Source organism: Variovorax paradoxus (assembly GCF_000834655.1).
Classification (GTDB): Bacteria; Pseudomonadota; Gammaproteobacteria; order Burkholderiales; family Burkholderiaceae_C; genus Variovorax; species Variovorax paradoxus_F.
In genome coordinates, this window is sequence record NZ_JXQQ01000008.1 from 81,037 (window position 1) to 103,467 (window position 22,431).

The window sequence follows — 22,431 nt, forward strand, 5'->3', positions numbered from 1 at the left end:
GAACCTCAGACCGGTTCGAGCACGTGGATCAGCTTGCTTTCGACCAGTTCCTTGGTCTTCTCGCCATGGGCCTTCATGTGCGGCGCGACGGCATGGGCCTGGAGGTGGGCCAGCGTTTCCCACTTCTCGATCACGACGAAGCTGTCGGCCCCGAAGCTGGCCTTCGAGGGGGGAACGCCCTGTGCGTCGATCGTCGCGCCGTATTCGATGCAACCCTCTTCGGCCAGCACGGCCGCGCGGTTGGCCGCGAAGGCTTCGAGCAGCTTGGCGCGCTGGCCGGGCTTGGCGTTGATGACAGCAACTACGTGAATCATTGGAATGAACTCCTGTGTGTTTGACGTGATGGGGTGGGAACGTCGAATCTAAAAGATCCGCTACCTTGGTATAGGTCCCGTGCGAGACCCGATGCGCCACCCTATCATCGCGCGCATGTTCTTCCCGCTCCCCCGCACGGCCACTGCGCCTTTCTGCCCTTCCGAAGTCAAGGGCAGCGTCGCGGTCCCGCAGGACCTGCCCTTCGGCAAGAAGCTGATGCGCTACGCGGGCCCGGGCCTGCTGGTTTCCGTGGGCTACATGGACCCGGGCAACTGGGCGACCGACATCGAGGCGGGCTCGCGCTTCGGCTACGGCCTGCTCTTCGTGGTGCTGCTCGCGAGCCTGGCGGCGATGCTCCTGCAGACGCTGTGCGTGCGGCTGGGGCTTGTCGCCCAGAAGGACCTCGCGCGCGCCTGCCGCGAGCACTATTCGCCGCGGGTGAACCGCCTCCTCTGGCTCGGCGCCGAGCTGGCCATCGTGGCCTGCGACCTGGCCGAGGTGCTGGGCAGCGCGCTCGCATTGCACCTGCTGTTCGGCGTGTCGATTCCGGTGGGCATCGCCATCACGGCCTTCGACACGCTGCTCGTGCTGGGCCTGCAGGGCGCGGGCTTCCGGCGCGTGGAGGCCATCGTGCTCGGGCTGGTGGGCACCATCGCGGGCTGCTTCATCGTCGAGCTTGCGATGTCGCAGCCCAACTGGTTGGGCGTGGCGATGGGCTTTGCGCCGAGTTTCGAGCGGCTGCAGCAGCCCGGCGCGCTGTACCTCGCCATCGGCGTGGTCGGTGCCACCGTGATGCCGCACAACCTGTACCTGCATTCGTCCATCGTGCAGACCCGGCTCATCGCCGACACCGATGCGGCGCGGCGCGAGGCGGTGCGCTTCTGCACGCTCGACGCGGTGGTGTCGCTGTCGCTCGCGCTGCTGGTCAACGCGGCCATCATGGTGCTCGCGGCCAGCGCCTTCCATGCCACCGGCCACCAGGACGTGACCGAGATCGACGATGCCTACCGGCTCATCGAGCCCATCGTGGGCAGCGCGTTCGCGGCCACGCTGTTCGGCATCGCACTGCTCGCATCAGGCCAGAGCTCGACCTTCACCGGCACCATCGCGGGCCAGATCATCATGGAAGGGTTTCTCGACCTGAAGATCCCGTGCTGGCAGCGGCGCCTCATCACGCGCGCGCTCGCGCTGGGGCCGGCGTTCCTCGGCGTCTGGTGGTTCGGCGATGGCGGCGTGGGCAAGATGCTGGTGCTCAGCCAGGTGGTGCTGAGCTTCCAGCTGCCGTTCGCGATGTGGCCGTTGATCCGCTTCACGAGCAGCCGCGAGATGATGGGCGGCTTTGCCAACGGCGCCGTGGTCAAGCTGCTGGCCTGGGGCCTGTTCGGCGTGATCAGCGCGGCCAACGTGTGGCTGATCGGCTCGGTGATCCTCGGCAAGGGCTGAGGCCGAAGCGCAAGCTCAGCGCCGCTTGCCCGCATCCTTCCAGAGATGCACTAGCGCCGCAGGCGCGTCGGTCTCGGGCACGTCGAAGCTGACCGAGCTCGCGGCGGCCGTGTTCTCCATCACCACCTCCACGCGGTAGATGCGCTGGTCGCCGCCCGGCGATGCCGCGCTGCTTTCCTCGGCGTGCGGCGCGGCGCTTTGCAACGCATCGTCGATCTGCCGGCGCAGCTCCTCGGTGCAGTCGCCCAATTGAAAGCTGCGCGGCCGTGCGAGGCCCGGCAGGTAGGCGATGCCGCCTTCGCGCGTCACGCGCACGATGGTGGCGTCGTTCAGGGGCGGCAGGTGGATCATGATGCGGTGACTCCCACGGTGTTCCATGCGGCGATGACCGCCTTGTGCGCCGCGCCGCCGGCGCCGAATCGCTTTGCGGCGGCGCTCACGGTCAGTTCGGCGAAGGCGGCGAAATCGGCGTCCTGCTTCAACCGGCGGTCGCACACGGTGTCGTACCAGATGCGCCCGGCCGTCTCCCACGCCGGTCCTTCGATGGCGGTCGCGGCGAGATGGAAGGCGCGGTTCGGGATGCCGGAATTGATGTGCACGCCGCCATTGTCCTGCCGCGTGACGACGATGTCTTTCATGTGCGCGGGCTGCGGGTCTTTTCCGAGCACCGGGTCGTCGTAGGCGGTGCCCGGCTCGGCCATCGAGCGCAGGGCGCGCGCCTTCACCGTTTCCTTGAAGAGCCCCGCGCCCACCAGCCAGTCGGCCTGCTGCGCGGTCTGCTGGAGCACGTGCTGCTTGACGAGCGCGCCGAACACGTCGCAGATCGATTCGTTGAGCGCGCCCGACTGGCCCTGGTAGACCAGGCCGGATTCGTGGTCGATCACGCCGTGCGTCAGCTCGTGGCCGATGATGTCCACGGCGATGGTGAAGCGGTTGAACACCTCGCCGTCGCCATCGCCGAACACCATCTGCGTGCCGTTCCAGAAGGCGTTGTCGTAGTCGTTGCCGTAGTGCACGCTGCCCGTGAGCGGCATGCCCGCGGCGTCGATGGAGTCACGCGCGTAGATGTCGTGGTACAGGCGCCAGGTGGCGCCCAGGGCGTCGTAGGCCTCGTCGACCGCCACGTCCTTGCTCGCGGGCTGGCCCTCGGAGCGGACCAGCTTGCCGGGCAGTTGGGTGGCGTTGCCCGCGTCGTGGATCTTGCGTTCGGGCGAATTGCGCTTCGCATACTGCGGCGCGGGGCTCGACGACACCTTGGGCGCGAGCAATTCGCGCAGCCCGCGGTGCTCGCGATCGATCATCAGCGTGTTGGCCGCGCGCGCACTGACCGGCGCATCGGCGTGCGCCGCGAGCCGGTCCAGCAGGTACGGCGGTACGAAGCCGGGCGGCAGGATCGGTGGCGGGCGAAGCGGCATGGGCGGTTCTCCGGTGAGCTGTCGGCGATGAAAAATACGGTAGCAGAAAGCCGCAGATCCGGGTCGCCGAAGCCCCTTCGCAGATGTCACCGGATGCTGCCTGCCTCCAGCGCCGCCGCGATGAAGTCAACGAAAGCTCTCACGCGCGCCGACAGCTGATGACGTTGGGGGTACACCGCGTAGATGTCGGCATCGGGCGTGCGGTAGTTGGCCAGCACCTGCACCAGGCGGCCGCTGCGCAGGTACCGCGCGATGTCCCACTCGGCGCGCATCAGGATGCCGTGTCCGTCGAGCGCCCAGTTGACCGCGATCTCGCCGTCGTTGGTGCTGAGCGCCCCGCGCGTCTTGATGGCCTCGGTGTGCTGCGCGGCGCCGCGGCCCGAGCTCAGGCGCCACACGCCGTAGGCCTCGTCGCCCTGGCGGATGCCGATGCAGCGGTGGCGCGCGAGGTCGTTGGGCACCTTGGGCTGGCCGGCGCGCGCAAGGTAGGCGGGCGAGGCGCACAGCAGGCGCCGGTTCGACGCGATGCGCCGCGCGATCACGCGCGATTCGGGCGGCGCGCCGAAGCGGATGCAGACGTCGAAGGCATCGTCGGTGAGCGGCGGTGGGTTGACCGAAAGCTGCAGCTGCACCTCCACCTCCGGATGCTTGCGCGCGAACTTCGAGATCAGCGGCGCCACGTGGCTGCGGCCGAAGCCCAGCGTGGCGTTCACGCGCAAGAGGCCGCGCGGCTCGGCCTTCGCCTCGCCGAGCAGTTGCGCCATGTCGTCGATCGCGCCGAGGATGCCGCGCGCATGTTCCACATAGAGCTCGCCCTCGGGCGTGAGGCTCATGCGCCGCGTGGTGCGGTTCACCAGCGTGACGCCGATGCGCGCCTCCATCTGCGCGAGCCGCTTGCTCACGGCCGGGGTGCTGATGCCGAGTTCGCGCGCCGCGGCGCTCAGGCTGCCGCAGGCCGCAAGCGTGGAAAAGAAGCCGAGTTCGGCCGGCTGGATCGGAGAAACCATGGGCGATCCGATTGTTGAATTGAGGTTAACGATGGATTCACTTCGGGTGTGAATCGTTCGGCGCATCGAATCCTACAGTGGCACCTTCCAGAACCCGGAAGCATTCCATGAAGGACGTACGACGATGAGCAGCTACAGCATTGCCACCATTCCCGGCGACGGCATCGGCAAGGAAGTGATCCCGGCCGGGCGCGAAGTGATGCAGGCGCTGGCCGCAGCCTCCGGCGGCGCGCTGAGCTTCACGTTCGAAGACTTCGGCTGGGGCGGCGACTGGTACCGCGCGCACGGCGAGATGATGCCGGCCGAGGGCCTCGAGGCCCTGCGCGGAAAGGACGCCATCCTCTTCGGCTCTGCGGGCGACCCGCACATCCCCGACCACATCACGCTCTGGGGCCTGCGCCTGAAGATCTGCCAGGGCTTCGACCAGTACGCCAACGTGCGGCCGACGCGCATCCTGCCGGGCATCGACGGTCCGCTCAAGCGCTGCGCACCGGGGCAGCTCGACTGGGTGATCGTGCGCGAGAACTCCGAGGGCGAGTACGCCGGCGTCGGCGGCCGCGTGCACCAGGGCCATCCGATCGAGGCCGCGACCGACGTGAGCATGATGACCCGCGCAGGCGTCGAACGCATCATGCGGTTCGCCTTCAAGCTGGCCCGTTCGCGGCCGCGCAAGCTGCTCACCGTGGTCACCAAGAGCAATGCGCAGCGCCACGCGATGGTGATGTGGGACGAGATCGCGCTGCAGATCTCGAAGGAGTTCCCCGACGTGACCTGGGACAAGGAACTGGTCGACGCCTGCACCGCGCGCATGGTCAACCGGCCCGCTTCGCTCGACACCATCGTCGCGACCAACCTGCACGCCGACATCCTGAGCGACCTGGCGGCGGCGCTCGCCGGGAGCCTGGGCATTGCGCCCACCGGCAACATCGATCCGGAGCGCCGCTACCCATCGATGTTCGAGCCCATCCACGGCTCGGCCTTCGACATCATGGGCAAGGGGCTTGCCAACCCGGTGGGCACCTTCTGGTCGGTCGTGATGCTGCTCGAGCACCTCGGCGAAACGGAGGCCGCGCGCCGGGTGATGGAGGCGGTCGAGCACGTGACCGCCAACCCGTCGCTGCACACGCGCGACCTCGGCGGCAGCGCCACCACCGAGCAGGTGACGCGCGCCGTGTGCGAACACATCGCGGGCACGCGGCAGCGCCTCGCGGCCTGATTTCCTTCAGCGGCCACAGCGCGCCTCGATGCGCGCGGTCACCACCACAACGAGCCGGAGACAAGACCATGACAGCTTTCACTTTCACCCGGAGCGCGCGTCGGCGTCGCACGATGCTGCAGGCAGGCGCGATGGCGCTGGGCCTCGGCGTCGCGGGGCTCAGCTTTGCGCAGCCGGGCGCATGGCCCACGCGGCCGATCAGCCTCGTCGTGCCGTTTCCGGCGGGCGGCACCACCGACGTGCTGGCGCGCGCGCTGGCCGACAAGCTCTCGCAGTCGCTCGGCCAGCCGGTGGTGGTCGAGAGCAAGCCGGGCGCGGGCGCCACGCTCGGCGCCGACTACGTCGCCAAGGCCAAGCCCGACGGCTACACGCTGCTGATGGGCGCGGTGCACCACACCATCGCCACGAGCGTCTACAAGAAGCTGCCCTACGACTTCCAGAAAGACCTGGCGCCCATCACCGTCGTGGCGATGGTGCCCAACGTGCTCGTCATCAATCCGGCCAACACGCCCGCGAAGAACGTGGCCGAGCTGGTCGCGCTCGCCAAGGCCACGCCCGACAAGTTGGCCTACGGCTCGAACGGCAACGGCACCGCGCAGCACCTGATCGGCACGCAGTTCCAGGCCAGCACGGGCACCACGCTGCTGCACGTGCCCTACAAGGGCAGCGGCCCGCTCACCACCGACCTGCTCGGCGGGCAGGTGGCCATGTCGTTCGACACCATCACGCCGGTGCTGCAGCACATCAAGGGCGGCAAGCTGCGGGCGCTGGCCGTGACCACGGCCCGTCGCTCGTCGGTGCTGCCCGACGTGCCCACGCTGGAGGAGGCGGGCCTCAAGGGCTTCGACATCGGCACCTGGTTCGGCGTGCTCGCGCCGGCCGCGACGCCCAAGGACATCGTTGCGCGGCTCAATGCCGAGATGGTGAAGATCATCCGGTCGCCCGACTTCGCGCAGCGCATGCAGGCCATCGGCGCCGAGCCGCTGGGCGGCTCGCAGGAAGACATGGCAAGGCAGATTCGCGAGGAAACCGCCAGATTCGCGAAGTTGGTGAAAGAAGGCGGTGTGGCGATCGAATAGGCGCGAGGGGCGCGGTTACGCGCGCGCACACTTGCGCGCGTTGGGTACCCAGCCAAGGCATAGGATTGGGGCTTTCCGTATTCACGCCATCCTGCCCATGTTCATCGTCACCCTCACCTACACCCGCCCTCTCGAAGAAGTCGATGCGCTGATGGACTCGCACATGGTCTGGCTCAAGAAGCACTACGAGAGCGGCCTCTTCGTGGCGTCGGGCCGGCAGGTGCCGCGCACGGGTGGCGTGATCCTCGCGCGGTCGGGCGACCGCGAGTCGCTGCAAGCGGTGCTGGCGCGCGACCCGTTCGTGCAGGGTGGCGTGGCGCGCATGGACGTGACGGAATTCGTCCCCAGCATGACCGCCCCGAGCATCGAGGCATTGAAGACGTTCTGACAGGGCTCGCCCCAAGGGTTGGGCGCGCCGCCAGGCTGCGCGCGCTTCGTGCCGCTTCGCTAACCCCCTGCCGGAGGCAACACCCGAGGCCCGGCGGAGCCGGTTCCTCGGTGTTTCTCGAAGAAGACCAAAGACGGGGGTGGTCTTACTTCGCGGTCGGTACTTCTTCGCGCCCGCCCGGGTGCCGCGCAAAGCGCGCGGCCTTGGCGTCGTGCACCGGGGCCGAGTCGTCCCAGGGCCAGCCGCCGAACTGCGTGCGGCGGTAATCGGCCATGGTCTGGCTGATCTCGGCCTGCGTGTTCATCACGAAGGGGCCGTACTGCGCCACCGGCTCGGCGATCGGGCGGCCCTGCAGCACGAGGAACTCGCTCTCGTCGTCGCCGTTGACCAGCTCGACGGCCGCATCCGCGCGCAACTCGACCGCCGCCGGCCCGTCGATGCGCTCGCCGCCGATCTGCGCTGCCCCGCCCTTGAAGAAATAGAGCATCCGCCGCGTGCCTTCGCCCGTGGCGGCAGGCAGCGTCCATTGCGCGCCGGGCGTCATCCTGATCGTCCAGATCGCCACGTCGGCATCGGCCTGCGCCGCCCATGAGGCGGGCGGCGGCGCCAGCGGCTGGATCGGGTCTTGTCCGTTGGCGGCGTCGCCGAGCCGGCCCGCGATGACGGCCACCTCGGTGCGGCCGCCCTTGGCGTCGTCCGAGGCGAAGCGCGGGATCGCGTCCGACCAGAACATCGTGAAGTGCGGCTCGGCCATCTTGTTCTTTGCCGGCAGGTTGAGCCAGATCTGGAACAGCTCCAGCGGATTGGGCGCGCCTGCATCGAGCAGCGGGAACATCTCCGAATGCACGATGCCCTTGCCGGCCGTGAGCCACTGCACGTCGCCGCCGCCGAAGCGCGCGGTGGCGCCCAGCGAGTCGGAGTGGTCGACGAGGCCCTTGCGCACGATGGTCACCGTTTCGAAGCCGCGGTGCGGATGCGAGGGAAAGCCCGGCACCGTGTCGCCGTGGTACATGCTCCAGCCGTCTTTGCGGCTGAAGTCCTGGCCGATCTGGCGGCCCGACAGCGACGCCTCGGGGCCCATGCGGCCGTTGGCCTTGGGGTAGGCGTCGTCGTGATAGACGCAGAACAGGAACGGGTCGATCGTCTGCCAGGGGAAGCCGAGCGGCTTGACCTGGACGATGGGGCCCTTGTTGTTGTCGGACATGTCGGTATTCCTTTCCATGGGGGGCTCGGCCGATGATGCCGTGCCAATGGATGGAATATCGGGGCGCCTCCGCCTTCCGGTAGAGGCCTTCCCTGCAACAGTGAAGAGCGCGTATGGAACGATGGGCATGGCTCTTGTTCCTCGGCGCCGGGGCTTCAGGAGTTCTGGTGCTGGACGACCGCGTTCGGGTCCATGTACATCAGCTCCCAGAGGTGGCCGTCGATGTCCTGGAAGCCGTGGCCGTACATGAAGCCGTAGTCCTGCGGTGCGCGCGGCGTGGTGCCGCCTGCGGCCACCGCCTTGGCCACCAGCGCGTCGACCTCGGCGCGGCTCTCGCACGAGAGGCACACCAGCACTTCGGTGCTCGTGCTGGTGTCGGTGATGCTCTTGGTGGTGAAGGTCTTGAAGTAGTCCTCGACCAGCAGCATCGCGAAGATGCTGTCCTTCTCGATCACCATGCACGCGGCATTGGCGTCGGTGAACTGCTCGTTGAAGGTGTAGCCCAGCGCGGCGAAGAACGTCTTGGTCTTCTCGAGGTTCTTGACGGGGAGGTTCACGAAGATCTGCTTGTTGGCCATGGTGTTTCCTGTGTCGATGAAGGGTTGGAACCGAGGTTTGCCGGCGTGTTGTGTACACCGTCCACAAAAGATACCAAAGAAAATGGACGGCGTCCACATGATTTTTCGGCTACTTGTTTTTGCCCGGTCCTGCCCTCGGGAGATTGCGTGTGTGTCGAAGAAGGCGGGGCATCATGGCCGCCATGGAAATCGAGTTCAAGTTTCAGATCCCGGCCGATCGGCTGAAGGCCGTCGAGGCGGCGCTGCGGCGCGGCACCGTCGTGCGCACCCGCCTGCAAGCGCGCTATTTCGACACCGCCGACCAGGCGCTTGCCGCCGAGGGCATCGTGCTGCGGCTGCGCAAGGAAGGGCGGCGCTGGGTGCAGACCGTCAAGGCGACGGGCGACAACGCGCTGCATCGGCTGGAGCACAACGTCGACCTCGGCACCGCTGGCGCATCGCCGAGCGTCGATCCGCAACGTCACCAGGGCACGCCCGTGGGCGACCGGCTTGCCAAGGTGCTGGCTGCGAGCGGTGCGCCGCTCGTCGAGCGGCAATCCACCGACATCGTGCGGCTCACGCGCGACGTGCGCGTCACCGGGCCCGGCGGCGCGGTCGTGGAGATGGCGCTCGACGTTGGCAAGGTCGTGGCCTTCGCGGGTACGCCGGAGCAGTCCGAATCGCCCGTGTGCGAACTGGAGCTCGAACTCAAACGGGGCGACGTGCAGGGGCTCGTTTCGCTCGCGCGCCGGTGGTCGCAGCAGCATGGGCTGTGGTTCAGCACCGTCTCCAAGGCCGAGCGCGGCGCGCGGCTGCTGGCGAAGGTCGAAGTCGTGCCGGCCGTGAAGGCCGAGACACCGCGCTTTCCCGAAGGCAAGGACAAGCCCGACGGCCGCGCCATCCAGCAGGCCGTGGTCGCGTCGTGCCTTGCGCAGATGCTGCCCAACGCCAGCGAGATCGCCGCGGGCAGCACCGACGAAGAGCAGATCCACCAACTGCGCATCGGCATCCGGCGCCTGCGCACCGCGCTGCGCGAACTGGCGGGCCTCGATGCGAACTCCGGACTTTTCGATGCGACCGGATGGGAGCCGCCGCTGGTCGAGGCCTTCCGCGCGCTCGGCGAGCTGCGCGACCGCGAACAGGTGGTGAAGCTCGCGCAGCCGCAACTGCGCGAAGCGGGCGCGCCGGAGTTCGATCCGCTGGCGGGTGGCGACGCGGCGGCCGATGCGCGGTCGTCCGGCGAGGTCGTGCGCGCGCCGGCGTTCCAGTCGGCATTGGTTTCGTTGATCGGCTTCACCGCGGCAGCGCCGGAACCGGAAGCCGCGCCGAAGGCCACCGACGAAACCCCTTCCGCGCCGGCCGCGATGAGTCTCGACGACGCCCGCCGCTTCCTGCGCAAGCGCCTCCAGCACCTTCACAAACAGGCGGTGCGCGACGGCAAGCGCTTCGATTCGCTCGACACCGAAAGCCAGCACCGCGTGCGCAAGCGGCTCAAGCGCCTGCGCTACCTCGCCGAGTTCGCCGCCCCGCTGTTCGACGCCGATGAAAAGTCGTCGTCAGCCGCCGAGCGCTACCTGAAACACCTGCGCCCCGCGCAGGACGCGCTGGGTGAATTCAACGACGAAGCCGTCGCGCTCGCGCTCTACCGCGAAGCCGCGGCGCGCGATGGGCGTGCTTGGTTTGCGGTGGGGTGGTTCAGCGCGCGGCACGGGGTCCATGCGAAGGCATGCCGCAAGGCGCTGGGGGGAATCGATGACGCGCCGCGGTTCTGGACCAAGGCGGCGCGCTCGGGCTGATGCGAAGGATCAGTGATGGTGCCCGTGCGCACCATGCACATGCCGGTGCTCGATCTCCACCGGCAGCGCCGCACGCACGTCCGTCACCTGCAGGCTGAACTTCAGCGCCTTGCCGGCCCAGGGATGGTTGCCGTCGAGCAGCACTACCGGGCCCTTGATCTTGGTCACGGTGAAGACGTGCTCGGTGCCGTCGTCGAGCCGGCCCTGGAGCTGCCCGCCCACCTTCACGCCCGGCGGGAATTCGGTCTTGGGGATGGTGCGCACCAGCGCCTCGTCGCGCTGGCCGAAGGCGTCTTCGGGGGCGAGGTTCAGGACGGTCTGGAAGCCCTTTTCCTGGCCGTCGAGCGCTTGCTCGATCTTGGGCAGGGTGTTCTCGTAGCCGCCATGCAGGTAGGCCATCGGCTCGGGGCTGGCTTCGATGAGCTTGCCCTGGGCGTTGGAGACTTTGTACTTGATGGTGACGACGGTGTCTTTTTCGATTTTCATCGGGGCATTTTCTGTGGAAATCGATTCACCGTCGGCGCCGGGTTTTCCCACGACTTGAACGCCGCGGGCAGCGTCTCTTCCGTGCTCAGCTTCTCCGTGACCATCCCGATGAACGCCGACACCGCCAACGGCAGGTGCTTGCGGCTCGGATACAGCACGCTCAACCCATGCCCCGTGCGCTGGTATTGCGGCAGCACCGGCACCAGGCGCCCCGCCTCGACGTCGAGCCGCCCCATCGACGGCGGCAGCAGCGCGATGCCAAGACCGGCCAACGCCGCCTTGCGCAGCGCCTGTGCGGTGTTCCCGCTGAAGCGCCCGCTGACCTGCACTTCTTCGTCCACGCCATCGGGCCCGGTCACGTGCCACGTCGCGCGTCCGCTGGGGTGCGCCGCGGTCACGCAATCGTGGTCCGCCAGCTCCTGCAGCGTGGCGGGCGCCCCGCGTGCGGCGATGTATGCGGGGCTCGCCACCAGTCCGTCCGTGCGAGGCCCCAGGAGCTTGCGGCCGACGAAGCCTGAATCCGGCAGCGCCCCGCCGCGGAACGCCACGTCGATCTGGTCGCCGATCAGGTCGGCCTTCGCATCGCTCAGCACGAAATCGACGCGCACCAGCGGATTCGCCGCCAGGAAGTCGGCCACCCACTCCATCGGGAAGAAGTCGAAGAAATCCGCCGTTGCCGCCACGCGCACGAGCCCGCTCGGCTCCTGGCTGCCGGTGATCAGCGCCTGCCCGGCCTCGACCAGCCCATCGACCGCTCCCGCGCAGCGTTCGTGAAACGCCTCCCCTGCGCTCGTGAGCGTGAGCTTGCGGGTCGAGCGCTGCATCAGCCGGGTGCCCAGTTGCGCCTCGAGCTGCTGGATGCGCCGGCTCACGGTGTTGGGCGGCAGGCCCAGGCGCCGGGCGGCTTCGGCGAAGCTGCCGTAGCGCACCACCTGCACGAACATGGCGATGTCGTTGAGGTCGAGCATGGGTGGATTCCTTCGATGGATGGACGAGTGCAATCCGACTCTACCGTCTAGTCGATCAATGGGTGCGACCCTAACCTTCAGGTCATGGCTTTACAGCCTCCAGCCAACCCCCCATTCAGGAGCATTCCATGACCCAGCAGCAAAAACCCCTCATCGGCATCGTCCTCGGCTCGACCCGCGAAGGCCGCTTCGGCGAGAAGCCCGCAAAGTGGATCCACGACATCGCGAAACAGCGCACTGATCTCGCCTTCGAGCTGGTCGACCTGCGCGACCATCCGCTGCCCTTTTTCAACGAAGCCGGCGCGCCTGCCTGGGGTCCGGTGAAGAACGAGGCCGCCCAGCGCTGGCAGGCCAAGCTCGCCACCTTCGACGGGCTGGTCGTCGTCACGCCCGAATACAACCACGGCCCGAGCGCGGTACTCAAGAACGCGATCGACTGGGCCTACAAGGAATTCATCCGCAAGCCGATCGGCTTCGTGGGCTACGGCGGCGTGGGCGCGGCGCGTGCGGTGGAACAGCTACGGCTGGTCGCCGTCGAGATGCAGATGGCGCCGGTGCGCAACGCCGTGCACATCGGCATGGTCGAGTTCCTGGGCATCTGGCAACAAGGCAAGAGCTTCGACGACTTTCCACACCTCGGGCAGGCCGCCAACGGCATGCTGGACGACCTGGCGTGGTGGACCCGCGCGCTGAAGACCGCGAGGGAAGCCGCATGACCGCCGCAGTGGAAGTTGCCGCACAGGCGCGCGCCATTGTCTACCGCACGCGCGGCGCGCAGCAGGGACCGATCACGCGCCTCATGAGCCCGGGCGACCTGGGCGAGTTCCTGAAACCCTTCGTGTTCTTGGACCTGTTCAAGCTCGACATCGATGGCGACCGCAAGGGCTTCGGCATGCACCCGCACTCGGGCATCGCGACGCTGACCTGGCTGATCGAAGGCGACACGCTGTATGAAGACTCCACGGGCGAGCAGGGCGTGCTGCACGGCGGCGGCGTCGAGTGGATGCGCGCCGGCAACGGCGTCTGGCACACCGGCGGACCCGCGCCGGGCGTCAAGCGCATGCGCGGGTTCCAGCTCTGGGTGGCCCTGCCGGCTTCGGAAGAAAACGCGCCGGCGCAAAGCATCTACTTCACGCCCTCGCAGGTGCCGCAGGAGGGCCCGGCGCGGGTGCTGCTCGGGCGCCATGGCGCGGCACAGAGCCCCATTCCGGCGCCGGCATCGATGAACTACCTGGCCGTGCAACTGAAGGACGGCGAGCACTGGCGCTACACGCCGCCCGCCGGTCACACGGTCGGCTGGGTCGCGGTCGATGGCGGCGGGCTCGATGCGGGCGACGACACCGGCGGCCCCATCGCCACCGGCGAGCTCGCAGTGTTCGAGGAGTCTGGCGAGGCCATCGATTTCACGGCCCGCGGCGACACGTCGTTCGTGCTGGGCTCGGCGGTGAAGCATCCGCACGACCTGGTGACGGGCTACTACTCGGTCCACACGAGCCGCGCGGCGCTGGCGCAGGGCGAAGCCGAGATCCGGCGCATCGGCGCGAAGCTGCGGCAGGAAGGCCGACTGGGCTGACCCGGCGCAGCCCCAGAGCAAACCAGCGTGCGCCCCGCGGGCGGCTGCGCCAGAATCGTTCGCTTCGAACGACTCTCCCGCAGCCCCACCCGCCATGAACCTCGTCGACGCTTTCGCCAGCCACGCCGCCCGCTTCGTAGACATCCGACGCGACATCCACGCCCACCCCGAGCTGGGCTTCGAAGAACACCGCACCTCCGAGAAGGTCGCCAGCCTGCTGACCGAATGGGGCATCGAAGTGCACCGCGGCATCGCGGGCACCGGCCTCGTCGGCGTGCTGCGCAAGGGCACGGGCAGCCGCACCATCGGCTTGCGCGCCGACATGGACGCCCTGCCGCTCAACGAAGCCAACGAGTTCGCCCACAAGTCCACCCACCCCGGCCGCATGCACGCCTGCGGCCACGACGGCCACACCACCATGCTGCTGGCCGCCGCGTGGCACCTGTCGCAGCAAGGTCCCGACGACTTCGACGGCACCGTGCATTTCATCTTTCAGCCCGCGGAAGAGATGGGCAAGGCCGGCGCCAAGAAGATGATCGACGAGGGCCTTTTCGAGCGCTTTCCGTGCGACGCGGTCTTCGGGCTGCACAACTTCCCGGTCGGCGACGTGGGCCGCTTCGCGCTCAACGAAGGCGCGCTGATGGCCTCGAGCAACACCTACAGGATCACCGTGCGCGGGCGCGGCACGCACGCCTCGATGCCGCACACGGGCATCGATCCGGTGGCCGCGGTGGTCACGCTCGCGCAGCAGCTGCAGACGATCGTGGCGCGCACCATTCCGAGCACCGAGCGCGCACTGCTTGCGGTCACACAGCTGCAGGGCTCCGATGCGCCGAATGTGATTCCCGATGTGGCGACGGTCGGCGGCACGATCCGCACCTTTTCCATCGAGGCCATCGACAAGATCGAGGCCCGCCTGCGCGAAGTGGCGGCCGGCGTGGCGTCGGCGCACGGATGCACGGCCGAGGTGTATTTCAACCGCTCGTCGCCGCCGACCGTGAACCATGCGGCCGAGGCGCGCTTTGCCGCGGGCGTGATGCGCGAGGTGGTGGGCGACGACATGGTCACCGACGACTTCCCCGCCGTGATGGGCGCCGAGGACTTCGCGCACATGCTGCTCGCGCGGCCCGGCTGCTATGCATTCCTCGGCAATGGCGACGGCGACCACCGCCTCGACGGCCACGGGCCCGGCCCTTGCATCATTCACAACACCTCGTTCGATTTCAACGACGAGATCATCCCGATCGGTGCCAGCTATTTCGTGAAGCTGGTGCAGCGCTGGCTGCCGTCGGGTACTTAATTTTTTCCTGTTGACGATGAAAGCGGCCACCCCGATGACTTCCACCCTGTTCACCCGACGTTCGCTGGCTGCGGCTGCTGCCGCCGTGGCCTTCTGCAGCTTGGGCGCCGCCCATGCGCAGCAGCGCGTGATCCACATCATCGTGCCCTTCGGCACCGGCGCCGTGCAGGACACGGTGGCGCGCGCCTTCAACAACGAACTGGGCGCGGCGCTCAATGCGAGCGCCATCGTGGAGAACCGCGCGGGCGCGGGCGGCACCGTGGGCGCGGCCATCGCTGCCAAGGCGCCGGCCGACGGCAGCACGCTGGTGCTCGCGGCCGCGAGCCACAACATCGCGGCCTTCCTCTACAGCAAGCTGCCCTACGACCCGCTCAAGGACTTCGTCGGCGTGGCCAACGTGGGCAACGCGGGCTACGTGCTGGCGGTGGCCAGCGGCATGAACGTGTCGAACACGGCCGACTTCATCAAGGAGGTCAAGGCCAACCCGGGCAAGTACAACTACGCCTCGGCCGGCAACGGCAGCGCCACGCACCTGGCGATGGCGTCGTTCCTCGCGAAGGCCGGCTTGCAGATGACGCACATCCCCACCAAGTCCACCGGCGAGGCCGTCAACGAAGTGCTCGCGGGCCGGGTGCAGGCCGTCATCTCATCGAGCATCGGCGTGATGGGTTTCCAGGACGACGCGCGCATGAAGCTGCTCGCCTCCACCGGCCAGTCGCGCAGCCCGTTCCTGCCGAAGTTGCCGACCGTGGCCGAGAGCGGCCTGCCGGGCTACGCCTTCGATTCGTGGATCGGCCTGCTCGCACCCGCCGGTACGCCCAAGGCCGAGGTCGAGCGCATCAACGCCGCGGCCAACAAGGTGCTGGCCGACCCGGCGATCCAGGAACGCTTCAAGCGCCTGGGCGTGGAGCCGCGCAGCCAGAGCGCGGAAGAGTTCCAGAAGCTGTTGCGCGCGGACTGGGATGCGATGGGCGTGGTGGTGAAGGCGTCGGGCGCGAAGATCGACTGAGCCGGTGGGGCCGGCACCCGGCGCCGCATGTAGGACGCCGGTCAATTGACAACGCGCCCGCCGCGCTCATGCTCCTTGGTGACTGCCGGGGTGTCCGCCCCGGACCCCCGGGAGACTTTTCATGGACTCGATTTCGCCATCCAACCTGCCTTCGGGCGCACCCGCGAGCAGGTCGCCGAAGGTCCTGTGGGCCGTGATCGGCGCACTGGCCGTGGCTGTCGCGGCGCTCGGCGGCGTGTTGCTGCATCGCCAGGACGCGGGCGCGCCGCCACCGGCCGTTGCGGCCCTGCCTGCTTCGCCCGCCGGATCGCCGACTGCGCCGGACGACTTCAAGCCTGAAGCGATGCCGCCTGCACCCGTGCCGGCCGCGCCTCCGGTGGCTGCCGGCACGGCACCGGAGGTCATGGCCGCTGCACCTGCGCAGGCTCCAGGCCCCGGCGTGGCGCCCGCTCCGGTGGCGGCTGCCGCACCTCCCGCTCCACCTTGCGCCGTCTGCGGCCATGTCGAATCGGTGCGCCCGGTGCAAAGGCGCGCGCAGAACACCACGGGCGTGGGCGCCGTGGCTGGTGGCGTCGTGGGCGGCCTGGTCGGCAACCAGTTCGGCCACGGCAACGGCCGCGTCGCGACCACCGTGCTGGGTGCGGTGGGTGGCGGCTTCGCGGGCAACGAGGTCGAGAAGCACGTGCGCACCGTCACGGTCTACGAGGTCGCGGTGCGGATGGACAACGGCTCGCTGCGCACGGTCGAGACGAAAACCGCACCGCCGATCGGCAAGCCGGTCACGCTCCGGAAAGGCCTGCTGCGCCCGGCGGACGGCCACAAGTAGGCGCTGCGCCGGCGGCTCGCGCGCTCTGCCCGGCGATATCACACAACCCACGTGCCACGGAAGAGCGCTTGCCCCACGCGCTGCTTGACGATATATCCTTAATATATTTAAAGTGCGGACCTTTCCCACCGTCATCCCCCAGGAGCAATACGTGAGCAATCCCCGCTGGCAAGGCATCTTTCCCGCCATCACCACCAAGTTCCACGCCGACGAGAGCATCGATGCCGAGGGCACGGCGCGCCACATCGATTTCCAGATCCGCAACGGCATCCACGGCCTGGTCACCTGCGGCTCGCTCGGTGAAGCCAGCACGTTGACGCTCGAGGAAAAACTGCAGGTCGCCAAGATCGCGCTCGAGGCCGCCGACGGCCGCATCCCGGTACTGGCCAACGTGTCGGAAACCAGCACCCGCGAAGCGCTGCGCTACGTGGACGGCGCCAACAAGCTCGGCGTGGCCGGCTTCATGGTGATGCCCTCGGTGATCTACGTGGCCGACGCGCGCGAGGCGATGCTCAACGTGCGCACCATCGCCAACGCCGCGCAGAAACCCATCATGGTCTACAACAATCCGGTGGCCTACCGCGTGGACCTGAAGCCCGAGCACATGGTCGAGCTGGCCGATTGCGAATGGATAGCCGCCATCAAGGAGAGCACCGACAACATCCGCCGCATCACCGACCTGCGCAACACGGTGGGCGACCGCTACCAGCTGTTCCTCGGCGTGGACGACCTCGCCTATGAAGGCCTGGCGCTCGGCTGCGACGGCCTCCTGGCCGGCGTGGGCTGCGCGTTCCCGCGCGAAACCGTGGCGCTCTACGACCTGATGAAAGCTGGCAAGTTCGCCGAGGCGCTCAAGCTCTACCAGTGGATGACGCCGATGCTGCACCTCGATGTATCGACCAAGCTGGTGCAGAACCTGAAGCTCATCGACCTGCTGGTCGGCGTGGGCACCGAGCACATGCGCCGCCCGCGCCTGCCGCTCATCGGCGAGGAGCGCGCCTTCATCGAGCGCATCGTGAAGAAGGCGCTCGCCACGCGGCCGGCGCAGTACCAATCGGTTGTTTGATCACCGCCCTTTCATTGTCCCAACCTAGGAAGAAACATGAAGACAAGAGCAAGCATGGTTCCCTTTTTCGGTCTCGTCGGTCTCGCGGCATTCGCCGTTGCGGGCCAGGCCGATGCGCAGGAGCAGGTCGTCAAGATCGGCCACAGCGGCCCCCTCTCGGGCCCCAACGCGTTCGCGGGCAAGGACAATGAAAACGGCGTGCGCCTCGCGATCGAGGAGCTCAACGCCAAGAAGCTCAGCGTCGGCGGCAAGACGCTGAAGTTCGAGCTGGTCTCCGAAGACGACCAGTGCGACGCCAAGACCGGCGTGAGCGTCGCGCAGAAATTCGTGGACGACGGCGTCAAGTTCGTCATGGGCCCGTACTGCTCGGGCGTGGCGATTCCGGCCTCGCGCATCTACAGCGACGGCGGCGCCATGGTCTCGACCGTGGGCACCAACCCGAAGGTCACACAGGGCGGCTACAAGAACCTCTACCGCATCATCGCGAGCGACAACCAGATCGGCTCCAGCATGGCCGTGTACGCAGCCAAGGAGCTGAAGGTCAAGAAGGTCGGCGTGATCGACGACCGCACCGCCTTCGGCCAGGGCCTGGCGGAAGAGTTCACCAAGGAAGCGCAGAAGCAGGGCCTGACGATCGTGGGCAAGGAGTTCACCACCGACAAGGCCGTGGACTTCACCGCCATCCTCACCAACATGAAGGCCAAGGCGCCCGAGGCGATCTTCTTCGGCGGCTATGCGCCGCAGGCCGCACCGATGGCGCGCCAGATGAAGCAGCTGGCCGTGCCCGGCAAGCTGCTGGGCGGCGACACCGTCTGCAGCCCCGCCACCGGCAAGCTCGGCGGCGACGCGGTCAACGACCTGGTGTACTGCGCGCAGGGCGGCTCCATCCTCGAGAAGGCCCAGAGCGGCCCGGCGTTCAAGGAGAAGTTCAAGAAACGCTTCAACGTCGATGCGGACGCGTATGCCGCCTCGTACTACGACCAAGTGCTGTTCATCGGCGAATCGATGAAGAAGGCCAACTCGATCGACCCCGACAAGGTGGGCGCGCAGCTCTACAAGGACACCTACAAGGGCGTGGCCGCCACCTACGCCTATGACGACAAGGGCAACATGAAGCAGGCGCCGATCACGGTGTTCACCTTCAAGAACGCCGCCCCGGTTCCCATCGCCAGCTATTGAACGGAAGACGCCAGAACATGCAACGCATCCAGATCGTCGACTCGCACACGGGCGGCGAGCCCACGCGCCTTGTGATCGGCGGGTTCCCCGACCTGGGGGGCGGCAGCATGGCCGAGCGTCGTGCGCTCCTGGCCGACCGGCACGACAAGTGGCGCGCGGCCACGGTGCTGGAGCCGCGCGGCAGCGACGTGGTGGTCGGCGCGCTCTTGTGCGAGCCCGTCTCGCCCGACGCCGCCGCGGGCGTGATCTTCTTCAACAACGCCGGGTACCTGGGCATGTGCGGCCACGGCACCATCGGGCTGGTCGCGAGCCTGGCGCACATGGGTCGCATCGGCGTGGGCGAGCACCGCATCGAAACGCCCGTGGGCGCGGTCACGACCACGCTGCATGCCGACGGTTCGGTGAGTGTGCGCAACGTGCCGGCGTACCGGCACCTGCACCAGGTGGCGGTCGATCTGCCGGGCCACGGCACGGTGCGCGGCGACGTGGCGTATGGCGGCAACTGGTTCTTCCTGGTGAGCGAACACGGCCAGCGCGTGGCGAGCGACAACCTCGCGGCGCTGACCGACTACACGGCCGCCTTGCGCCGCGCGCTCGCAACGCAGGGCATCACGGGAACGGACGGCGCGGAGATCGATCACATCGAACTTTTCGCCGACGACGACGACGGCGCGGACAGCCGCAACTTCGTGCTCTGCCCCGGCAACGCCTACGACCGCTCGCCCTGCGGCACCGGCACCAGCGCCAAGATCGCGTGCCTGGCCGCCGACGGCAAGCTCGCGCCCGGCGAAACGTGGACGCAGGCCAGCGTGATCGGCAGCCGCTTCGAAGCCAGCTACACGATGGACGGCAACAAGATCATCCCGACGCTGCGCGGCCGCGCGCACATCAGCGCCGAGGCCACGCTGCTGGTCGACGACGAAGACCCCTTCGGATGGGGCATCCGGCTCTGACGCCGGCTCGCATGGACGCGGATGTGATCGTCATCGGCGCCGGCATCGTCGGCGCCGCCTGCGCCCACGCGCTGGCGCAGGCCGGCCGCCGGGTGCTGGTGCTCGATGCGCGCATCGGCGGCGCCACGGGCGCTGGCATGGGCCACCTCGTGGTGATGGACGACAACCCCGCCGAGCTCGCACTGAGCCGCGACTCGACGGCGCGATGGCGCGCCCTCGCGCCGCACATGCCCGAAGACTGCGCCTACAGCGCCTGCGGCACGCTCTGGATCGCGGCGAACGCAGAAGAAATGGCCGAGGCCGAACGCAAGCAGCAACGCCTGCGCGCGGACGGCATCGAGAGCCGCCTGCTCGACGCGGCCGCATTGGCAGGCGCCGAACCCGCGCTGCGCAAAGGCCTCGCGGGCGCGCTCGAAGTGCCCGGCGACGGCATCCTCTACGCGCCGAACGCGGCACGCTGGCTGCTCGCACAAGGCGGCGATGCGATCCGCATCGAACACGCGAAGGTCGAGGCCATCGAAGACGACGGCACGCTGCGGCTCACCGACGGCACCCGCCGCACCGCCCCGCAGGTCGTGCTCGCCAACGGCATCGAGGCGACGACGCTCTGCCCCGAACTCCCCATCCGCCCGAAGAAGGGCCACCTGCTGATCACCGACCGCTATCCGGGCACGGTGCATCACCAACTCGTCGAGCTCGGCTACGTGACCAGCGCGCACCACAGCGACGGCGACTCGGTGGCGTTCAACGTACAGCCGCGGCCGACGGGGCAATTGCTGGTTGGCTCTTCGCGCCAGTTCGATACGACCGATCCGGCAGTGGAAGCGCCGATGCTCGCGCGCATGCTGCAGCGCACGCTCGACTACCTGCCGGGGCTCGCGAACCTCAACGCAGTGCGTTCGTGGACCGGCATGCGCGCCGCCTCGCCCGATGGCCTGCCGCTGCTGGGCAAGCACCCGTGGCGCGAGAAGCTCTGGCTCGCCGTCGGCCACGAAGGCCTGGGTGTGACCACCGCGCCGGGCAGCGCGCACTTGCTTGCGGCGCTGATGACCGGGGCCGCACCTGAATTCGATGCCGCGCCCTATGCGCCGCGCGGCCTGCTGGAGATGGCATGAGCAGCCACACCTTGCTGCACATCGACGGCAACCTCGTGCGCGTGAAGGCGGGCAGTTCTGTCGCTGCCGCGTTGCGCGTGGCGGGTGGCATCGGCGTGGCCCGAACCTCCGTCACGGGCCAGCCGCGCGCGCCGTTCTGCGGCATGGGCGTGTGCCAGGAATGCCGCGTGTCGATCGACGGCCGGCGCAGGCTCGCCTGCCAGACCGTCTGCAGCGAAGGCATGCGCGTGGAGACCTCGGAATGACCGCGCTCGAACAGTGCGACGTGCTGATCGTCGGCGCGGGCCCTGCCGGCATGGCGGCGGCAGTCGCTGCTGCGCCGAGCGGCGCATCCATCGTCGTGACCGATGACAACCCCGCGCCCGGCGGGCAGATCTGGCGCGACGGCCCCGGCGCCACATTGCCCACGGCTGCGCGCAAGTGGCGCGATGCACTCGCCCGCCACGCCAACATCCGCGTCTGCAGCGGCACGCGCGTGATCGCCGCGCCCGCGCGCAACGAACTGCTGCTCGAAGACGCCGAGCGCGGCTGGCGCATGCAGTGGAAGAAGCTGATCCTCTGCACCGGCGCGCGCGAACTGCTGCTGCCCTTTCCGGGATGGACGCTGCCCGGCGTGACGGGCGCGGGCGGCCTGCAGGCGCTCATCAAGGCGGGCCTGCCGGTCGAAGGCGAACGCATCGTGATCGCGGGCAGCGGGCCGCTGTTGCTCGCCGCGGCTTCGACGGCGCGCGCTGCGGGCGCGAAGGTCGTGCGCATTGCCGAGCAGGCTTCGTTCGCGGCAGTCGCGGGCTTTGCCGCGAACCTCTGGCGCTGGCCGGGCAAGGCCGCGCAGTCGGTGACGCTGGCCGATCCGCATTACCGCACGTCGTCTCGCATCGTCTCGGTGCAGGGCGGCACCCAGGTCGAATCGGTCCGGCTTCTCCAGGGCGGCCGCGAAGTGGCGATCGCCTGCGACCGCGTGGCCTGCGGCTTCGGCCTCACGCCCAACACCCAGCTCGGCCGCCTGCTCGGCTGCGCCCTCGCAGCCCAAGGCACGCAGGCGCTGGCCGTCGACGCGCGGCAGCTCACCAGCCTGCCCGACGTCTACGCCGCCGGCGAATGCACCGGCTTCGGCGGCAGCGAACGCGCGCTCGCGCAGGGCACCATCGCCGGCTATGCAGCCGTCGGCAATGAACGCGCGGCGAAGCGGCACGAAGCCGAGCGCGCCCGCTGGGATGCCCTCGCTGCACAGCTGCACCGCAGCTTCGCGCTGGCCCCCGCGATCAGGCAGATGCCGCAGCCCGACACCCTCGTGTGCCGCTGCGAAGACGTGCCCTTTTCCGCCCTTGTGGATTGCACCGGCTGGACCGACGCCAAGCTCCACCGCCGCTGCGGCATGGGCGCCTGCCAGGGCCGCGTGTGCGGCGACGTGGCGCAGTTCCTCTTCGGCTGGACGCCGCCCGCGCCGCGCCCGCCGCTGTCGCCGGTGCGCATCGCGACGCTGGCCGGCCTATCGAGCGAAGGCGACGCCCGACAATGAGGCCGAATCCGACGAAA

At 68.6% G+C, this 22,431-nt stretch carries 24 protein-coding genes; 16 read left to right on the forward strand and 8 right to left on the reverse strand.

From position 1 onward, the window contains the following. Window positions 1–5 precede the first annotated feature (5 nt). Entirely contained in the window at window positions 6–314 is a 309-nt protein-coding gene (locus RT97_RS02945; protein WP_042577296.1) for a putative quinol monooxygenase, read from the reverse strand. Between the two features lie 115 nt (window positions 315–429). Here RT97_RS02945 and RT97_RS02950 point away from each other — a divergent pair, with 115 nt between their 5' ends. Then, complete coding sequence (locus RT97_RS02950; protein WP_042577522.1) at window positions 430–1,758, forward strand: Nramp family divalent metal transporter; 1,329 nt, start codon at window positions 430–432, stop codon at window positions 1,756–1,758. 15 nt (window positions 1,759–1,773) lie between these two features. Here the strand turns inward: RT97_RS02950 and RT97_RS02955 are convergent, their stop codons facing one another. From RT97_RS02955 to RT97_RS02965, 3 genes are all read right to left on the reverse strand, one after another. Beyond that, window positions 1,774–2,109 carry a protealysin inhibitor emfourin gene (locus tag RT97_RS02955; RefSeq protein WP_042577297.1) on the reverse strand — a complete coding sequence of 112 codons (336 nt, stop codon included), beginning with the start codon at window positions 2,107–2,109 and terminating at the stop codon, window positions 1,774–1,776. Then, window positions 2,106–3,173, reverse strand: a complete 1,068-nt coding sequence (locus tag RT97_RS02960; RefSeq protein ID WP_042577298.1) for a M4 family metallopeptidase — start codon at window positions 3,171–3,173, stop codon at window positions 2,106–2,108. The genes RT97_RS02955 and RT97_RS02960 overlap by 4 nt, the downstream gene beginning before the upstream one ends. Before the next feature lie 86 nt (window positions 3,174–3,259). Beyond that, window positions 3,260–4,180: a LysR family transcriptional regulator gene (locus RT97_RS02965; protein ID WP_042577299.1), complete on the reverse strand. Its 921-nt coding sequence runs from the start codon at window positions 4,178–4,180 to the stop codon at window positions 3,260–3,262. A 124-nt stretch (window positions 4,181–4,304) separates the two neighbouring features. Between RT97_RS02965 and RT97_RS02970 the strand changes: the two genes are divergently transcribed. The 3 genes from RT97_RS02970 (at window position 4,305) to RT97_RS02980 (ending at window position 6,863) form a co-directional block, all read left to right on the forward strand. Beyond that, window positions 4,305–5,396, forward strand: a complete 1,092-nt coding sequence (locus RT97_RS02970) for a tartrate dehydrogenase (RefSeq protein ID WP_042577300.1) — start codon at window positions 4,305–4,307, stop codon at window positions 5,394–5,396. 131 nt (window positions 5,397–5,527) lie between these two features. Further along, window positions 5,528–6,475, forward strand: a complete 948-nt coding sequence (locus RT97_RS02975) for a tripartite tricarboxylate transporter substrate binding protein (protein WP_437184087.1) — start codon at window positions 5,528–5,530, stop codon at window positions 6,473–6,475. A 97-nt stretch (window positions 6,476–6,572) separates the two neighbouring features. Continuing rightward, window positions 6,573–6,863: a YciI family protein gene (locus tag RT97_RS02980; RefSeq protein WP_042577302.1), complete on the forward strand. Its 291-nt coding sequence runs from the start codon at window positions 6,573–6,575 to the stop codon at window positions 6,861–6,863. Window positions 6,864–7,008: 145 nt separating this feature from the next. On the opposite strand, the gene RT97_RS02985 is transcribed toward RT97_RS02980, so the two are convergent. Together RT97_RS02985 and RT97_RS02990 are read right to left on the reverse strand one after the other, a co-directional pair. Then, the gene (locus tag RT97_RS02985) at window positions 7,009–8,067 is read right to left on the reverse strand and encodes a pirin family protein (protein ID WP_172672147.1); all 1,059 of its coding nucleotides are present in this window, start codon (window positions 8,065–8,067) and stop codon (window positions 7,009–7,011) included. Window positions 8,068–8,222: 155 nt separating this feature from the next. After that, window positions 8,223–8,645 carry a VOC family protein gene (locus RT97_RS02990; RefSeq protein ID WP_042577304.1) on the reverse strand — a complete coding sequence of 141 codons (423 nt, stop codon included), beginning with the start codon at window positions 8,643–8,645 and terminating at the stop codon, window positions 8,223–8,225. 173 nt (window positions 8,646–8,818) lie between these two features. Between RT97_RS02990 and RT97_RS02995 the strand changes: the two genes are divergently transcribed. Beyond that, the gene (locus RT97_RS02995) at window positions 8,819–10,420 is read left to right on the forward strand and encodes a CYTH and CHAD domain-containing protein (protein ID WP_052810538.1); all 1,602 of its coding nucleotides are present in this window, start codon (window positions 8,819–8,821) and stop codon (window positions 10,418–10,420) included. A 9-nt stretch (window positions 10,421–10,429) separates the two neighbouring features. Here RT97_RS02995 and RT97_RS03000 read toward each other — a convergent pair whose 3' ends face one another. Together RT97_RS03000 and RT97_RS03005 are read right to left on the reverse strand one after the other, a co-directional pair. Next, window positions 10,430–10,906 carry an FKBP-type peptidyl-prolyl cis-trans isomerase gene (locus RT97_RS03000; protein WP_042577305.1) on the reverse strand — a complete coding sequence of 159 codons (477 nt, stop codon included), beginning with the start codon at window positions 10,904–10,906 and terminating at the stop codon, window positions 10,430–10,432. Further along, window positions 10,903–11,874 (reverse strand): LysR family transcriptional regulator, encoded by a 972-nt coding sequence (locus RT97_RS03005; protein ID WP_042577306.1) that lies wholly within the window; start codon window positions 11,872–11,874, stop codon window positions 10,903–10,905. The genes RT97_RS03000 and RT97_RS03005 overlap by 4 nt, the downstream gene beginning before the upstream one ends. A 128-nt stretch (window positions 11,875–12,002) precedes the next feature. Between RT97_RS03005 and RT97_RS03010 the strand changes: the two genes are divergently transcribed. From RT97_RS03010 to RT97_RS03060, 11 genes are all read left to right on the forward strand, one after another. Continuing rightward, window positions 12,003–12,590 (forward strand): NADPH-dependent FMN reductase, encoded by a 588-nt coding sequence (locus RT97_RS03010; protein WP_042577307.1) that lies wholly within the window; start codon window positions 12,003–12,005, stop codon window positions 12,588–12,590. Beyond that, window positions 12,587–13,447, forward strand: coding sequence for a pirin family protein (locus RT97_RS03015; RefSeq protein WP_042577308.1), 861 nt, complete (start codon window positions 12,587–12,589; stop codon window positions 13,445–13,447). The genes RT97_RS03010 and RT97_RS03015 overlap by 4 nt, the downstream gene beginning before the upstream one ends. 94 nt (window positions 13,448–13,541) lie before the next feature. After that, window positions 13,542–14,747: a M20 aminoacylase family protein gene (locus RT97_RS03020; protein ID WP_042577309.1), complete on the forward strand. Its 1,206-nt coding sequence runs from the start codon at window positions 13,542–13,544 to the stop codon at window positions 14,745–14,747. Between the two features lie 34 nt (window positions 14,748–14,781). Continuing rightward, on the forward strand, window positions 14,782–15,756 hold the full coding sequence (locus RT97_RS03025; protein WP_253278112.1) for a tripartite tricarboxylate transporter substrate-binding protein: 975 nt from the start codon (window positions 14,782–14,784) through the stop codon (window positions 15,754–15,756). A 121-nt stretch (window positions 15,757–15,877) separates the two neighbouring features. Next, window positions 15,878–16,582: a glycine zipper 2TM domain-containing protein gene (locus tag RT97_RS03030; RefSeq protein WP_042577311.1), complete on the forward strand. Its 705-nt coding sequence runs from the start codon at window positions 15,878–15,880 to the stop codon at window positions 16,580–16,582. A gap of 151 nt (window positions 16,583–16,733) precedes the next feature. Beyond that, window positions 16,734–17,648: a dihydrodipicolinate synthase family protein gene (locus RT97_RS03035; RefSeq protein WP_042577312.1), complete on the forward strand. Its 915-nt coding sequence runs from the start codon at window positions 16,734–16,736 to the stop codon at window positions 17,646–17,648. Between the two features lie 36 nt (window positions 17,649–17,684). Next, window positions 17,685–18,827 carry a branched-chain amino acid ABC transporter substrate-binding protein gene (locus RT97_RS03040; protein ID WP_042577313.1) on the forward strand — a complete coding sequence of 381 codons (1,143 nt, stop codon included), beginning with the start codon at window positions 17,685–17,687 and terminating at the stop codon, window positions 18,825–18,827. A gap of 17 nt (window positions 18,828–18,844) precedes the next feature. Continuing rightward, window positions 18,845–19,780: a 4-hydroxyproline epimerase gene (locus tag RT97_RS03045; RefSeq protein ID WP_042577314.1), complete on the forward strand. Its 936-nt coding sequence runs from the start codon at window positions 18,845–18,847 to the stop codon at window positions 19,778–19,780. 11 nt (window positions 19,781–19,791) lie between these two features. Then, a complete protein-coding gene (locus RT97_RS03050) occupies window positions 19,792–20,895 on the forward strand; it encodes an NAD(P)/FAD-dependent oxidoreductase (RefSeq protein WP_042577315.1) in 1,104 nt (367 codons plus the stop codon). Continuing rightward, on the forward strand, window positions 20,892–21,140 hold the full coding sequence (locus RT97_RS03055) for a (2Fe-2S)-binding protein (RefSeq protein WP_042577316.1): 249 nt from the start codon (window positions 20,892–20,894) through the stop codon (window positions 21,138–21,140). Before RT97_RS03050 ends, RT97_RS03055 begins: the two co-directional genes overlap by 4 nt. Next, window positions 21,137–22,414, forward strand: coding sequence for an NAD(P)/FAD-dependent oxidoreductase (locus tag RT97_RS03060; RefSeq protein WP_042577317.1), 1,278 nt, complete (start codon window positions 21,137–21,139; stop codon window positions 22,412–22,414). The genes RT97_RS03055 and RT97_RS03060 overlap by 4 nt, the downstream gene beginning before the upstream one ends. Window positions 22,415–22,431 lie beyond the last annotated feature (17 nt).